Origin of the sequence: Myxococcus llanfairpwllgwyngyllgogerychwyrndrobwllllantysiliogogogochensis, from assembly GCF_006636215.1 — a bacterium.
Classification (GTDB): Bacteria; Myxococcota; Myxococcia; order Myxococcales; family Myxococcaceae; genus Myxococcus; species Myxococcus llanfairpwllgwyngyllgogerychwyrndrobwllllantysiliogogogochensis.
Genome location: NZ_VIFM01000284.1, coordinates 1 through 13887, shown reverse-complemented (window position 1 = coordinate 13887; position 13887 = coordinate 1). Strand labels below are relative to the sequence as shown.

General features: G+C 69.2%; 9 protein-coding genes and 1 pseudogene. 6 read left to right on the top strand and 4 right to left on the bottom strand.

The features are described 5' to 3' along the window. Nucleotides 1-216: 216 nt before the first annotated feature. The 4 genes and pseudogenes from epsE to mgtE all read left to right on the top strand — a co-directional run bounded on the left by epsE (nt 217) and on the right by mgtE (nt 6083). Nucleotides 217-1518 carry an exopolysaccharide biosynthesis GT4 family glycosyltransferase EpsE gene (gene epsE, locus FJV41_RS41390; RefSeq protein WP_246137747.1) on the top strand — a complete coding sequence of 434 codons (1302 nt, stop codon included), beginning with the start codon at nt 217-219 and terminating at the stop codon, nt 1516-1518. Nucleotides 1519-1857: 339 nt separating this feature from the next. After that, nucleotides 1858-3420 carry a response regulator EpsF gene (gene epsF / locus FJV41_RS41385; RefSeq protein ID WP_141648138.1) on the top strand — a complete coding sequence of 521 codons (1563 nt, stop codon included), beginning with the start codon at nt 1858-1860 and terminating at the stop codon, nt 3418-3420. A gap of 102 nt (nt 3421-3522) precedes the next feature. Next, nucleotides 3523-4506: pseudogene (gene sitA5, locus FJV41_RS41380) on the top strand (SitA5 family polymorphic toxin); the annotation flags it as partial. Nucleotides 4507-4763: 257 nt separating this feature from the next. Beyond that, nucleotides 4764-6083 carry a magnesium transporter gene (mgtE, locus tag FJV41_RS41375; RefSeq protein WP_141648137.1) on the top strand — a complete coding sequence of 440 codons (1320 nt, stop codon included), beginning with the start codon at nt 4764-4766 and terminating at the stop codon, nt 6081-6083. A gap of 4 nt (nt 6084-6087) precedes the next feature. On the opposite strand, the gene wzy is transcribed toward mgtE, so the two are convergent. Then, the gene (wzy, locus tag FJV41_RS41370; protein WP_246137746.1) at nt 6088-7671 is read right to left on the bottom strand and encodes an exopolysaccharide repeat unit polymerase; all 1584 of its coding nucleotides are present in this window, start codon (nt 7669-7671) and stop codon (nt 6088-6090) included. A 54-nt stretch (nt 7672-7725) separates the two neighbouring features. Here wzy and epsH point away from each other — a divergent pair, with 54 nt between their 5' ends. After that, nucleotides 7726-9033, top strand: coding sequence for an exopolysaccharide biosynthesis glycosyltransferase EpsH (gene epsH, locus FJV41_RS41365; RefSeq protein ID WP_141648136.1), 1308 nt, complete (start codon nt 7726-7728; stop codon nt 9031-9033). 118 nt (nt 9034-9151) lie between these two features. Here the strand turns inward: epsH and FJV41_RS41360 are convergent, their stop codons facing one another. After that, nucleotides 9152-9562: a carboxypeptidase-like regulatory domain-containing protein gene (locus FJV41_RS41360; RefSeq protein WP_246137745.1), complete on the bottom strand. Its 411-nt coding sequence runs from the start codon at nt 9560-9562 to the stop codon at nt 9152-9154. Between the two features lie 143 nt (nt 9563-9705). After that, the gene (locus FJV41_RS41355) at nt 9706-10428 is read right to left on the bottom strand and encodes a hypothetical protein (RefSeq protein ID WP_141648135.1); all 723 of its coding nucleotides are present in this window, start codon (nt 10426-10428) and stop codon (nt 9706-9708) included. Between the two features lie 191 nt (nt 10429-10619). On the opposite strand from FJV41_RS41355, the gene FJV41_RS41350 reads away from it, so the two are divergent. Next, nucleotides 10620-12317 carry a DUF4091 domain-containing protein gene (locus tag FJV41_RS41350; RefSeq protein ID WP_141648134.1) on the top strand — a complete coding sequence of 566 codons (1698 nt, stop codon included), beginning with the start codon at nt 10620-10622 and terminating at the stop codon, nt 12315-12317. On the opposite strand, the gene FJV41_RS41345 is transcribed toward FJV41_RS41350, so the two are convergent. Further along, entirely contained in the window at nt 12318-13796 is a 1479-nt protein-coding gene (locus FJV41_RS41345; protein WP_438616781.1) for a vWA domain-containing protein, read from the bottom strand. Nucleotides 13797-13887: the final 91 nt, after the last annotated feature.

Genomic DNA, 13887 nt, shown 5'->3' with positions numbered 1-13887 from the left:
GTCAGATGGGTATAAGAGACAGCGGTGAGCCAGGCCCAGCCGGTGCGCTCCAGGGCGAACCACAGCCGTTGAAGCGCCGGGGACGGCACGGTGCCGTCGGAAACCTCGGCGTCCGAGGGAGTGGAGGGTGCGCTGGAATCGGCCATGGAGCGCCGCCCGGTATAGCGCAACGCATGGCGTCGGCCCAACGACCTGCCCGGGCGGGCGGGGGAGCGGGTGTCTATCGACCTGCCCCCGGTGATTCCGGGGCCCGCCGCCCGGGCGTGGGGGCGGGCGTGTTATGGAAAGTTCGTGCAGAAGATTGGCTATCTCATCCCTGAGTTTCCCGGACAGACCCACATCTTTTTCTGGCGTGAGCTTCAGGCGCTGCCGGGCAAGGGCGTGACGCCGGAGCTGGTATCCACCCGTCCTCCGCCCGCGCGCATCATTTCGCACAGTTGGGCGCAGGAGGCGATGGCTCGCACCGAGTACCTCTCACCTCCGGGGGCCCTGGGCGTGGCCAAGGCGGCGGCGGAGGTGGCTCGCGCCATGCCCACGGGATGGGCCCGTTGTCTGGCGTCCATTGCTCGCGCGGAGGGCTTGGACGCGAAGGGGCGCGCGCAGCTCCTGGCCTTCGCCGTCATGGGTGGGCGCCTGGCGGCGCTGGCGCGTGAGCGCGGGTGGACGCACGTGCATGTGCATTCATGTGCCAACGCGGCGCACGTGGCGCTGTTCGCGAACCTCCTGTCGGGGCTGACGTACAGCATGACGCTGCACGGTCCGCTGGACGACTACGGGCCGAACCAGAAGGAGAAGTGGCGCCACGCGAAGTTCGCCTTCGTCATCACGAAGAAGCTGCTGGGGGAAGTGAACCAGGAGCTGGCGGGGCACCTGCCGCCGCGCATCGAGCTGGCGCCCATGGGCGTGGAGCTGGGCAAGTTCAACCGCACGGTGCCGTACTCGGCGTGGACGGGCGAGGGCCCGCTGCGCATCTTCTCGTGTGGCCGTCTCAACCCGTGCAAGGGGCACGCGGACCTCATCGACGCGGTGGGCATGCTGCGCGCGAAGGGCATCGACGCGCGGCTCGCGATTGCAGGCGAGGACGAGGCGGGTGGCACCACGTACCGCAAGGTGCTGGAGGCGAAGCTCGCGGAGACGAAGCTGGGCGACGCGGTGACGCTGCTGGGCGCGGTGAGCGAGGACAAGGTGCGGGGCGAAATCGAGCGCTCGCACATCTTCGCGCTGGCGAGCCTCCAGGAGCCGCTGGGCGTGGCCATCATGGAGGCGATGGCCATGCGCGCGCCGGTGGTGGTGACGGGCGCGGGCGGCGTGAAGGAGCTGGTGGACGACGGCGTGGACGGGCTGCTCGTGCCGCCGCAGGAGCCTCGGATTCTCGCGGAGAAGCTGGAGCAGGTGGCCAGGAATCCGAAGGAAGCCGAGCGCCTGGGTGAGGCCGGCCGTCGCAAGGTGGAGACGCAGTTCAGCAGCGAGAGAAGCGCGGACATGCTCGCGCTGATGCTTCAGCGCGCGGTGGTGTAGTCCGCACGGCGAGGGGTGGCTCGGAGGGAAGGGCGGCATGCGGGCGCCCTCCACGAGCCGCGCCGTGGAGCCACGGGGCCTTCGGCGCATCGCCGCCCAGTCGCTCGGACCCTGGCCACGCGCCCGTCGACATGACGGGGGAGCGTGCCACCGCGTCCCTGGCTCCATACCTTTGAGACTGAACCGGTGGAATCCTCGTGCTTCTCCGTGAGGAGGGCGACCGGGCGTCCGGGCCCTGTGTCGTCAGGGGCTGGGCGGGCCGAGGTGTCGTGGGGGGCTGATCATCGGGGCCGCGCTGATTAAGCGAAGGGGACCTCGGGAGAGAAGGGAGGACCGGCCTTGGAAGGCACCGAGCAGCTCACCCCTCGCGCTCCCGTCCAGGTGGAGCCACAAAGCACCCGCATCCTCATCGTGGACGACCACGCATCGAACCTGCTCGCGCTGGAGGCCATCCTCGAGCCGATGGGACAGCGGCTGGTGAAGGCGTCGTCGGGGAGGGAGGCACTGCGATGTCTCTTGCGCGAGGACTTCGCGCTCATCCTCATGGATGTGCAGATGCCGGGCATGGATGGGTTCGAGACGGCCCGCATCATCCGGCAGCGAGAGCGCACCCGCTACACGCCCATCATCTTCCTCACCGCGCACGGGCGCGACGAGTCGAACCTGGTGCACGGCTATGCGTCGGGTGCGGCGGACTACGTCGTGAAGCCGTTCCATCCGGACGTGCTGCGCTGGAAGGCGGAGGCCTTCGTCGCGCTCCACCTGCGTCAGCGCGCCTTGCAGTTGCAGGAGGCGGCGCTGTGGGAGCGTGAGCGGCGGGTGCTGGAGCGACAGGGCGAGCAGCGGTTCCGCCGGGTGTTGGACTCCATGCCCCAGTTCGTCTGGGCGCTGCTGGCGGACGGCACCATCAGCTACGCCAACCGGGGCTGGCTGGACTACGCGGGGCTGTCACCCGAGCAGGGGCGCCAGCGCGAGGAGAACCTGCGCTGCTTCCATCCGGAGGACGTGGGGCGCGTGCAGCTCACCTGGAATGCCTTGCAGCGCTCGGGGCGTCCGAAGGAGCAGGAGTATCGGCTGCGCCGCGCGACGGACGGAGAGTTCCGGTGGTTCCTCTGTCGCACGCTGCCGGAGCGGGACGAGGTGGGGCGGCTCGTCGGGTGGATATCGACGGCGACGGACATCGACGACGCGCGGCGCGCGGTGGAGTCCCTGCGGGCGACGAGCGAGGCGAAGGACATGTTCCTCACCATGGCGGCGCACGAGCTGCGCACGCCGCTTCAGGCCGCGCGCAGCTACGCGGACCTGGCGAGAATGAAGGCGGCGGCGGAGACGCCGCCCCAGGTGGACCGGGCGCTGGCGGGCATCCACCGCAGCGTGAATCGCATGGCGCGGCTGGTGGAGAACCTGCTGGACATGGGGCGCTTGCAGCGCGGCGAGCTGCGCCTGGACGAGAGCGACGTGGACATGGGCGTGCTCCTGCGAGACGTGGTGGAGCACTTCCAGCCCCTGCCGGAGGGACGGAGCCTGGAGGTGTCCGTGCCGGAGGACCTGGTGTTGCGCGCGGACGGGGAGCGGTTGGACCAGGTGTTCAGCAACCTGGTGTCGAATGCGCTGCGCTACTCGCCGGACGGAGGCGTCATCCGGCTGGTGGCGAGAGCGGAGCCGGGGTGGATTCACACCGAGGTGGCGGACCACGGGCTGGGGATTCCCGCGGACCAGCTGGAGAGCATCTTCGAGCGCTTCAGTCGCGCGCATGGCGTGGCCTACGGCGGACTGGGGCTGGGGCTGGCCATCGCGCGAGGCATCGTCGAGCGCCACGGAGGACGCCTCTGGGCGGAGTCAGCGGGCCGCGCGGGCGAGGGCAGCGTCTTCCACGTCCTGCTGCCGAGGTCCTTGAGTTGATGCCCTCGCGCTGAGCGAGTCCTGCCCCCGCGAAATGTCGGAGCGCATTGGTATGGGTGAAGACCACTCAGGTGGTTTGGCGCCCCATGCCGGAGGGCTGCGATGGGTCGTGGTAGGGCATTGGTATGGTGGTTGTTGTTGCTCGGGGTGACGGGTTGCTCGTCGACCCGGGTGGTCCGTCTGGACACGGGCACGGGCTCGCCTCGGGTCCACACTCCACGAGAGGACGAAGACGCGGCTCCGGTGGAGCTGGATGAGGACGCGTTCGAGGAGGCGGTGGCGAAGCTCGCGCGGGACGTGAGGCCCTTCGAGCATCCCTTGAGGGACGCGCGACAGCGCTTCGGCGTACCGGAGCGCGGCGGGGTGTATCTGTATGAAGGGCGCAGGCTCGTCCCGGTGGGGGACGGGGGTGATGCGGCCGCGCCCCAGTTGCTGGAGTCGTACGCGGACGAGGTGCTGACGCGTGACTACGGCCGCTGGTGTGAGCGCGAGCATCAGGGCGGCGACTGTCTCCGGCTGCTGGAGGAGGGGCCGCTGTTGGGGAGCGATGGCAGGTACGCGCTGGCGCTGGCCATCGCGATGGAAGGGGTCTGGGAGGAGACGGACGAGGCGCTGGAGGGCCTGGCGAATCCACACGCGGTCCGGGCGACGCTGACGGCGTCGGTGGCGATGTACCTGCTCTTGTGGTCGCTGCCGGAGCCGTTGTCGAAGGGGTTGGCGTCGTTGCTGACGGCGACGGCGATTGCGTACCTGGGTGTGGACACGGTGTGGCGGGCGTTGGAGGCGTGGGTGGTGATGGTGCGGAGGGTGGATGCGGCGCGCACGTTCGAGGAACTCAGCGCGGCGGGTGAGGCGTACGGGGACGTGCTGGGAGAGAACGCGGCGCGAGTCTTCGTGATGCTGGCGGCCGCGGCGGTGGGGAGCACGGCGGGACTGGCGGTGACGGGCGTGGAGCTGCCGGGCTCGGCGCAGGCCGCGTTGGCCGTCGAGGGGCAGGCGGGCTTCGCCTTCAGCGCGCTGCGGAGCGTGGAGTCGGTGGCGCTGACGGCGGAGGGCTTCACCGTCGAGCTGGCGCCCACCGCGCTGATGACGGGGCGTGACGCACGGAAACGGTAGGACGGCCGCGGGTCGAGTCGGTCCTTCGAGGACGTTCAACCTGGAGGGGATACGGGTTCCTGTCCGAACCCGTGAAGGACTCGTCACGGCTCGTGCGCGCGGGTTCACACTCGTGCTCGCGGGTGTCCTCCAGCGGGCGTTTGAGGTTTCCACGCCTCGGGCGCCGTGCTTGAACGCGTCCCCAGTGCGAGGCCGGCCTCCGGCCCGTGCGCGCAGGGAGGCGAGCCGTGGCCCCCGAGTCGGACCCCATCCACGAGGACGAGCTGCGCGACGCGTGGCCCGTGCTCGCACCTCGAGACCGGGTGGAGGGCTTCCGGCTTTTGCCGCCGTCGAGCGCGGACGACTTCTTCCTCTCCCTCTCCTCGAATGACCAGGCGGGGCTTCTCCAGGCCCTCACCCCGAGCGAGCGGCGCATCTGGATGCGCGTGCTCCCCCCGGACGACGCCGCGGACGTCATCCAGAGCCTCCCCGTCGAGGAACACGCCGCCTGTCTCGCCCTGCTGGATGACACCTCCCGCCGCGAGGTGCAGGTGCTCCTGGCCTACGCCGAGGACGCCGCGGGCGGCCTGATGAACCCGCGCTTCGTGCGTGTGCGGCCGGAGATGAGCATCGACGAGGCGCTCGGCTACCTGCGCCGGCAGGCCCGCGAGCAGGTGGAGACTGTCTACTCCGCCTACGTCCTGGACTCCGAGCAGCACCTGCTGGGCGTGGTCTCCCTGCGCCAGCTCTTCCAGGCCGCGCCCGGGAAGACGGTGCGCGACGTCATGCGGACCGAGCCCGTCACCGTGCGGGAGGACGCCCACCAGGAAGGCGTCAGCCGCCTGTTCGCGGAGCACGGCCTGTCGGCCATCCCCGTGGTGGACGCGCAAGGCCGCATGCGGGGCATCGTCACCGTGGACGACATCGTCAGCGTCGTCCAGGAGGAGGCCACCGAGGACATCCAGAAGGTCGGCGGAATGGAGGCGCTCGACGCGCCCTACTTCGACGTGGGCTTCTTCGCCATGGTGCGAAAGCGCGCCGGCTGGCTGCTGGTGCTCTTCGTGTCGGAGATGCTCACCGCCACCGCCATGTCCCGCTATCAGGACGAAATCGCGCGCGCCGTGGTGCTCAGCCTCTTCGTGCCGCTCATCATCTCCTCGGGAGGCAACTCGGGCAGTCAGGCCACCACGCTCATCATCCGCGCGCTCGCGCTGACGGACGTGCGCCTGCGCGACTGGTGGCGCGTGCTGCGGCGGGAGCTGCTGTCGGGCCTGGTGCTGGGCGCGGTGCTCGGCACGGTGGGGCTGGCGCGCATCCTGCTCTGGCAGCACCTGTTCCACAGCTACGGCGAGCACGCGTCGCGGGTGGCGCTGACGGTGGGCCTGTCGGTGCTGGGCGTGGTGACGTGGGGGACGCTGTCCGGGGCCATGCTGCCGTTCGTGTTGAGGCGGCTCGGCTTCGACCCGGCGAGCGCGTCCGCGCCCTTCGTCGCCACGCTGGTGGACGTCAGCGGACTGGTCATCTACTTCACCACCGCGGAGTTGCTCCTGCGCGGCACGCTGCTGTAGCCCTTCAGCTCCGCTTCGCCAGCGCCGGGTCGTCCGCGTTGACGTAGACGATGGCGCCTGGAGGCGGCTCGGGGAGCAGGGGCGCGGTGGGCACCAGCGCGCTGTTCGGCATGGGCCACGCGCCCGTGGCCACGGCGAGCTTCCCGGACGTCACCACGCACAGCGAGGTGATGAACGTACAGATGTACGAGATGATGCCCATGTCTCCGAACACCTGATTGATGTAGCAGACGATGGCGCCGACGATGACCATGGCTGCGGCGCGGTGCTCGGAGACGTGCGAGCGATGGTAGGAGCGCACCGCGAGATAGAGGGTGACGACCAGGTACATCCACACGCCCGTGTAGCCAACCATTCCACCGAACGCGAACAACCCCAGCAGGGAGTTGTGCGGGTGGTAGCGGTACTGGGGGAACACGAAGGCGATGTTGGGCAGCGGAATCGGCTCCAGGAACTCGTGGCCGTAGCCGGTGCCGAGCAGCGGGAACTGGGTCCACGTCGCGATGACGTCCAGGTTCTCGATGTCGCGATAGTCCAGGTTGCCTTCGCCGCCCTCGCCGTCGATGAGTGAGCGGACCTTGTGCACGGGCGCGAAGGCGCCGCCGCGCGCGTTCCACCCCACCGCGAAGTAGACGACCAGCAGCGGGGCCAGCAGCACCATGCCCCGGCTGAAGGTGCGCTTGATTGCGGGCCACGGGGTGATGAGGTAGCCGGCCAGGAGGCAGCCCACGAAGCTGACGTAGGCGAGCCGGCGGTCGTTGTACATCATGCCCATGAAGATGCAGAACATGAGGAGCAGCCCGCGCAGCGCGTGAGCGCCCTTGGGCTTCTCCAGGAAGCGCATCGTCGCCACCAGCAGCGCGAAGTTGAACGTCATCGAGTCCGAGTGACACGTGGTGTACTCGACGAAGACGCCCATGGAGGGCACGACGATGGCGCCGAAGTAGACGCTGATGGCGGCCTTGGTCAGCCCCGCGGCGATGACGGTGCGCGCGAAGATGGGCCAGTCCTCCGGCCCGCGCATCGCATAGTGATACATCGCGACGATGAACGGCATCATCGCGGCCTGGTGCCACTGCCACAGCGAGTTCTTGATGTCCCCGCCGCGCATGACGCCGCGCACCTCCATGAAGAGGATGGCGATGAGGGACAGCGTCACCACGGCGATGAGCGGCCGGGGCATGGGCAGCGCGGGTGGGTCGATTTTCGACCGAGTCACCCGCCGGTACATGGCCAGCCCCAGCAGGCCGAGGATGAGCACGTCGACCAGGGGGAAGCGCAGCGCTCCAATCTTGGTGATGTAGCTGAGCTGGGCGAAGAGCAGCTCACCCAGGGGGTGGAGCGGCGAGGGCCAGAAGCCGGACTGGGGGCGCTCGGGGACGTAGTCCACGGCGAGGACCAGGTAGGTGACGGCCATGACGGGGTAGCGGACGGGGACCTTCACCACCAGCCACAGGACGGCGGCCACCAGGACTGGGGCCAAAGCGACCACAGGGTGCAGCAGGGCCCCGCCCACGGTGGCGAGCACCAGGGTGCCGAGCAGCGCCACGAAGCGCAGGTAGGAAGGCCGGTCCGGGGCGTACGTCACGACGCGGGGGAGGCTACATCTGGAGGGCCGGTTGGGATAGATGAAGGCACACGTATGCCTGCTCCCAGACCACGCGTCCTTCTGATTGCCGAGCTGTGCAACCCTGACTGGGTGAGTGTCCCGCTGGAAGGCTGGTCGCTCTACCGTGCGCTGGCCGAGGTGGCGGACGTGCACCTCGTCACGCATGTGCGCAACCGGGAGAACATCCTGAAGCAGGGGGTGCTGGAGGGCGCTGGATTCACGGCGCTGGACTCCACGCCGGTGGAGAAGCCGCTCGACAAGGTGGGGCAGCTCCTGCGGGGCACGGCGGGCGTGGGCTGGACGACGGCGACGGCGTTGAGCGTGCTGCCGTACTACTACTTCGAGGAGGTGCTGTGGCAGCGCTTTGGCGCGCGCATCAAGGCGAAGGAGTTCGACCTGGTGCACCGCTACACGCCCATCAGCCCGACGACGCCGAGCACGCTGGCGCGGCGGTGCAAGGCGGCGGGGGTGCCCTTCGTGATGGGGCCGCTCAACGGCGGGTTGCCGTGGCCCAAGGGTTTTGGTGGGGCGCGTCGGCGGGAGAAGGAGTGGCTGAGCTACGTGCGGGATGCGTACAAGCTGATGCCCTTCTACAAGTCCACGCGGGAGAGCGCGGCGGCCATCATCACCGGCTCGCGGGCGACGCGGGGGCAGGTGGCGGACACGTGGCAGGGCAAGACGGTGTACGTGCCGGAGAACGCCATCGACACGAAGCGCTTCGGCACGTCGAAGTCGGAGGGGCCGGTGGAGCTGCCCTTGCGAGTGGCCTTCGTGGGGCGCTTCGTGCCGTACAAGGGCATGGCCATGTTGATGGAGGCGGCGGCGCCGCTCATCCGTGAGGGCAAGGTGGTGCTGGAGTACATCGGCGATGGGCAGGAGATGCCGAACCTCAAGGCGCAGGCGGCGCGAGAGGGCATCGAGTCCGGGGTGACGTTCGCCGGGTGGGTGAAGCACCAGGAGTTGCAGGGGCGGCTGTCGAAGAACCACGTGTTCGGTTTCCCGAGCGTGCGCGAGTTCGGCGGCGCGGTGGTGTGCGAGGCGATGGCGTTGGGGTTGGTGCCCATCGTGATGGACTACGGCGGTCCGGGAGAAATCGTCAGTCCGGCGACGGGGTTCGCGGTGCCCATTGGAACGCCGGAGGAAATCGTGGCGCGGGTGCGCGAGGTGCTGACGAAGCTGGTGGCGGACCCGTCCGTCATCCGTCCCATGGGGGAGCGGGCGCGGGAGCGCATCTTCAAATACTTCACCTGGAAGGCGAAGGCGGAGCAGGTGCTTGAGGTGTACCGCTGGGTGATGGGTGAGCGTGAGAAGCCGGACTGGGGCATGCCCCTGGCGGACTGACGCGCGCCTCCCGCACGAAACTAAAGTCGCGTTTGAGTTTCGTGCAAGGTCGGCCAGGAATCCGCACGAAACTAAAATGCCCTTTGAGTTTCGTGCGGAATGGCCTGGGGCCTCCGTGTCATTTCCGGGTCTGCTTCACGCTGACCGGGGCCGGCGGCGGAGGAGGCGGCAGCTCGAGCAGCTCCACCTTGACGCGCACGGTGCGGTTGGCGCGCAGCAGGATGTCCGAGCGGGAGTAGGTGTTGAAGTCGGGGTGCTCGAACCGCAGCGTGTACGTGCCCGCGGGCAGCATCGGCAGGCGGTAGCGGCCCTGCTCATCCGTCACCGCACCACGCTCTCCCCTGAAGCTCGGCGAGGTAGCGATGACCGCCACGTCCGCGACGGGCTTGCGGCTTTTCACGCCGATGATGGTGCCAATGAACACCCCGGGCGGCGGCGCGTGCTCGGGAGTCTCCGCCCGCGACAGCACTGGCACGGCGACCAGCAACACCAGCATGCACAGCGCATAGGGGGCGATGAGCTTCATCATGGAAACCTCGTTCAGACTCGCGAGTGAGGTGTCCATGTTCTCGACCTGGCCCGTGACAAGCCTCACGCCCGGCTCGTCGCTGCATCACGGTTTCAGCATGGCCGCCGGTGCCCACGCGTGCCCTGCGCCCGACGCTCTTCGCTTCAGCGCTTCGAGACGCTCGACACCGACGTCCGTGAGGACTGCTCCTCCAGGCTTTCGCGCAGGAGCTGCTCGGGAGTCCCCGGTGCCAGCTCCGCCAGGGACTGGAAGCCCCGCGGCGGACCTTGGAGTCCCATGCTCACGCGACGCGCGCCCTCGTCGGCCTCCGCGCCTTGCGTGACGGGCGCGCCCTGGGCCTCCCGCGTTTCCCATGACCCGCGCAGGCTGATGAGGGGCGCGTTGCGCAGGCTCATCACCTCGGAGAACTCCGGGACGTCGGAGATCCGCTCCAGCTCGTCCCCCATGCGGATGCGTACCTCCGAGCCCGTGACGGCGATGCGCCGGAGGAACTCCTGGTCCACCTGAACCCCCGTCGTCATGGAACCCACGTCGACGGTCGGCGCGACACTCCCCGGCTCCAACGTCTCGATGGGCCCGGTGGCTCGCGCCGCATCCAGGGCGACCACGGGACGGTTCGGGCGCCGCCTTACCGTGGACGTGCGGCTCGCTTCACCTGCCTCCAAGGGGAGCGCCTTCTCCTCTTCGCCCACGCACCCGGTCAGCGACTCGTCCGCGCTGGGCCCCGTGTTCGGAGTGGCGGTGACGCGGACGTCCTCGGACTGAGCCCAGGCGGCCGGGGCCACCCACCACATGAGTCCACACAGCACCCCACGAAGGACGGACTTCATGCGGTCAACCTCGAAGCGTTGAGAGAACGCCATCATCCGGAAGCTCCTCGGGATGATCTCCCCGAGAGGCTCCTGACCTGGTCATGGTTTCGTCACGGAGGAGGACTCGGTGGGGTGGATCCACCCGGGGGCAGCCCGGCACGACACCCGGGCGCAGCGTGTGAAAGCCGACCTTCCGTCCGGAGTGGATCCTCCGGGGTGCCCTGGACTCACTAGCCTTCCGTTCCATGCGCTTGCTCATCCAGGGGTTCATCCTGTCGCTGGTGCTGTCCGGGGTCTCCGCCGCCCATCCCCGCCCCGGCCCCGTCTGGGCCGAGAGCTCCATGGTGAAGATACGGCCCCAGACGCAGCCTCGGGTCGAACGGGAGGTGGATCTGGTCGGCGCCCGGAACGAATACCTCTCCTTCCAGGTGGGCCTGCACGGAGGCACCTCGGGCCTACGGGACGTCCGGGCCCGGCTGCCCGCCCTCTGGAACGGCCTGCGGCGCATCGACGGACCGGACATCCTCCTCTACCGCGAGGCCCTCCTGGACATCACCCGGCCCACCCCGCCGGACACGGAGCCGGGGCGCTGGCCAGACGGGCTGATTCCAGACGTGGACGAGGTCGTCGGTGAGCAGCGCTCGGCCTTCCCATTCGATGTCCCCGCCCGGGAGGCTCGGGGCCTCTGGGTGGATGTGCACGTGCCCGAGGATGCGCGCCCCGGGCGTTACCACGGCCTCGTCGAGGTGACGGGCCGGGGCTTGCGCGAGTACGTGAAGGTCCGCGTCACCGTGGTGGAGGCCACGCTGTCCAGCACGCCCTCCCTGCGCACGGCCTTCCTGCTGTGGCCGCCCCACGTCTGCCGCGCCTTCACCGGCGACCCGAGCTGTCCCGTGGACACGCAGGTGCGCCTGCTGAAGCAGTTCCACCAACTGGCGCTATCCCACCGCTTCACCCTGGCGAGCGCGTTCCCCCGCCTCCCCGAGCAGCCCACCTGGGACCTGCCCGACTACGACACCTTCGACGCGCGCTGGGGCCCGTTCCTCGACGGCTCGGCGCCGAACCCGCTGCCCGGTGCGCGCATGACGAGCCTCCAGTACCTGGGGCCTGGCACCGCGCCGGACCTCGCGGAGTTCGAGCACGAGGCCCGCACCCGAGGCTGGCTGAGCCGCTCGTTCGACTACGTGGGCGACGAGCCGCCCTATGGCACGTCCTGGGAGGCCGTCACGGAGCGGGCTCGGCTCACGCGCGCCGCCGCGCCGGACCTGCGCACGTTCCTCACCACCACCGTGACGGAGACCCAGGCGCATGGGCTCATCGAGGACATCGACATCCTCAGCGTCCTGGTGAACTTCATCGACGGGACGCAGCCCCCGTACGAGGGCAACCAGCGGCCGAAGTACGACGCCTTCCTCGCCAGGCCGAACCGCGAGCTCTGGCTGTATCAGAGTTGCATGAGCCACGGCTGTGTGGAGGGCGAGCCCCCGCCACCGGAGAACCAGCCGGGGCAGGGCTGGCCCTCGTACATGGTGGACCGCTCGGCGGCGAAGGCGCGGGGCATGCAGTGGCTGACCTTCCGCATGGGCGCCACCGGTGAGCTGTACTACCAGACGGTGGGGCTGCTCTCCACGGCGTGGACCACGCAGTTCCGCTTCAACGGCAACGGGGACGGCACGCTCTTCTATCCGGGGCTGACGTCGGTCATCGGAGGCACCACGGAGGTGCCGCTGCCCTCCATCCGGTTGAAGCTCATCCGCCAGGGCCTCCAGGATTACGAGTGGCTCCAGCGGGTGAGTGACGCGGGCGACCCCTCGTTCGCGATGCAGGTCGCCGAGCAGCTCATCCCCCACGCGTGGGCGGTGCCCGACGACGGGGCGCTGTTCGAGCGCGCCCGTCTCAGGCTCATCCGACGCTACCTGGAGCTGCGCGCACGGGAGCGCTAGTTAGAGCACCGAGGGCGCCTGGTCGTAGTCCATGCTCTTCAAGGGGGCGAGCGACTCGAAGCGGTCCTGCCGCTGGTCGAGCGCCGCCGCCATGCGGATGAGGTCCCCCAGCTCGCTCACGTCCTGACGGTCCTCCAGGCCCACGACCCGCCACAGCTCCAGGAGCGAGGCGTACGTCAGCGGGCGCGTCCAGTAGGAGCCTCGGAGCTTCTCCGCGAAGGCCGCCGCCACATAGGCCAGGCGCGTCGTCGACCTGGCCCGGGCATAGTTGGCCCGCAGCGCGGTGATGGGCAGCTTCGTTTCCAGCTCCTTCGAGTCCCCACCCTCCGGCGCCTTGTAACGGATGCGCAGCGTGCCCAGGTCGGAGGCGCCCTCGCGCAACTTCACCTCGTAGAGCGCGGTGACGGAGTGGCCCGCGCCGACCTCGCCCGCGTCCACGCGGTCATCGCGGAACTGCTGCTTCGTCAGCATCCGGTTCTCGTAGCCGAGCAACCGGTACAGGGAGACGTCCTTCGGGTCGAACTCCACCTGGAGCTTCACGTCCTTGGCCACCACCTGCAGTGTCCCGGTGAGGTTCTGCACGAAGATGCGGTGGGCTTCCTTCAGGCCATCCACGTAGGCGTAGTTGCCCTCGCCCACGTGGGACAGGCGCTCCATCAGCGCGTCGTTGTAGTTGCCCATGCCGAAGCCCACGGTGGACAGGGTGATGCCCCGCGCGGCGAAGCCCTTCACCTTGGCCCAGATGCCATCCGCGTCGGAGACGCCGACGTTGGCCACGCCGTCCGAGCAGAGGATGACGCGGTTGATGCCTCCTGGGATGAGGTGCTCGGAGGCGATTTGATAGCCCAGCTCCAGCCCCTCCTGCGCGTTGGTGGAGCCCTCGCTGTAGAGCCCGTCGATGGCTTCGAGCAGGCGGGCCTGCTGGGTCGCGCTCGTGGGTGCGAGCACCCGGCGAGCCTGGGAGCCGTAGACGACGATGGACACGAAGTCCCGCTCATCGAGCTCCTCCACCAGCATCCGCAGCGCGTGCTTCACCAGCCCGAGCCGGTTCTCCATGTTCATCGAGCCGGAGACGTCGATGACGAAGACGAGGTGGCTCGGCTTGCGTTGCGCGTCGCTCACCTCGCGCGCCTTCACGCCGATGCGCACCACCTGGTAGCCCTTGCGCACGGGAGAGGGAAAGCCCTCCACGTGGACGCCGAACGGCGCGTCCTCCGCGTCCGCGTAGCCGTAGTCGAAGGTGTTGACGAACTCCTCCACGCGCACGGCCTGTTCGTCGGGAAGGGACTGGCGCTCCAGGTACGCACGCGTCAGCGTGTACGAGGCCGTGTCCGTGTCCACGGAGAAGGTGGAGAAGCGCTCCTCCTCCGTGTTCACCGTGGGGTTCACCCCGTGGCCCTTGAAGTACATGTCGAGGAACCGGGCGCCGTTCGGCGGGACAAGGGGCTTCACCAGCCCGAGCCGGTTCTCCATGTTCATCGAGCCGGAGACGTCGATGACGAAGACGAGGTGGCTCGGCTTGCGTTGCGCGTCGCTCACCTCGCGCGCCTTCACGCCGATGCGCACCACC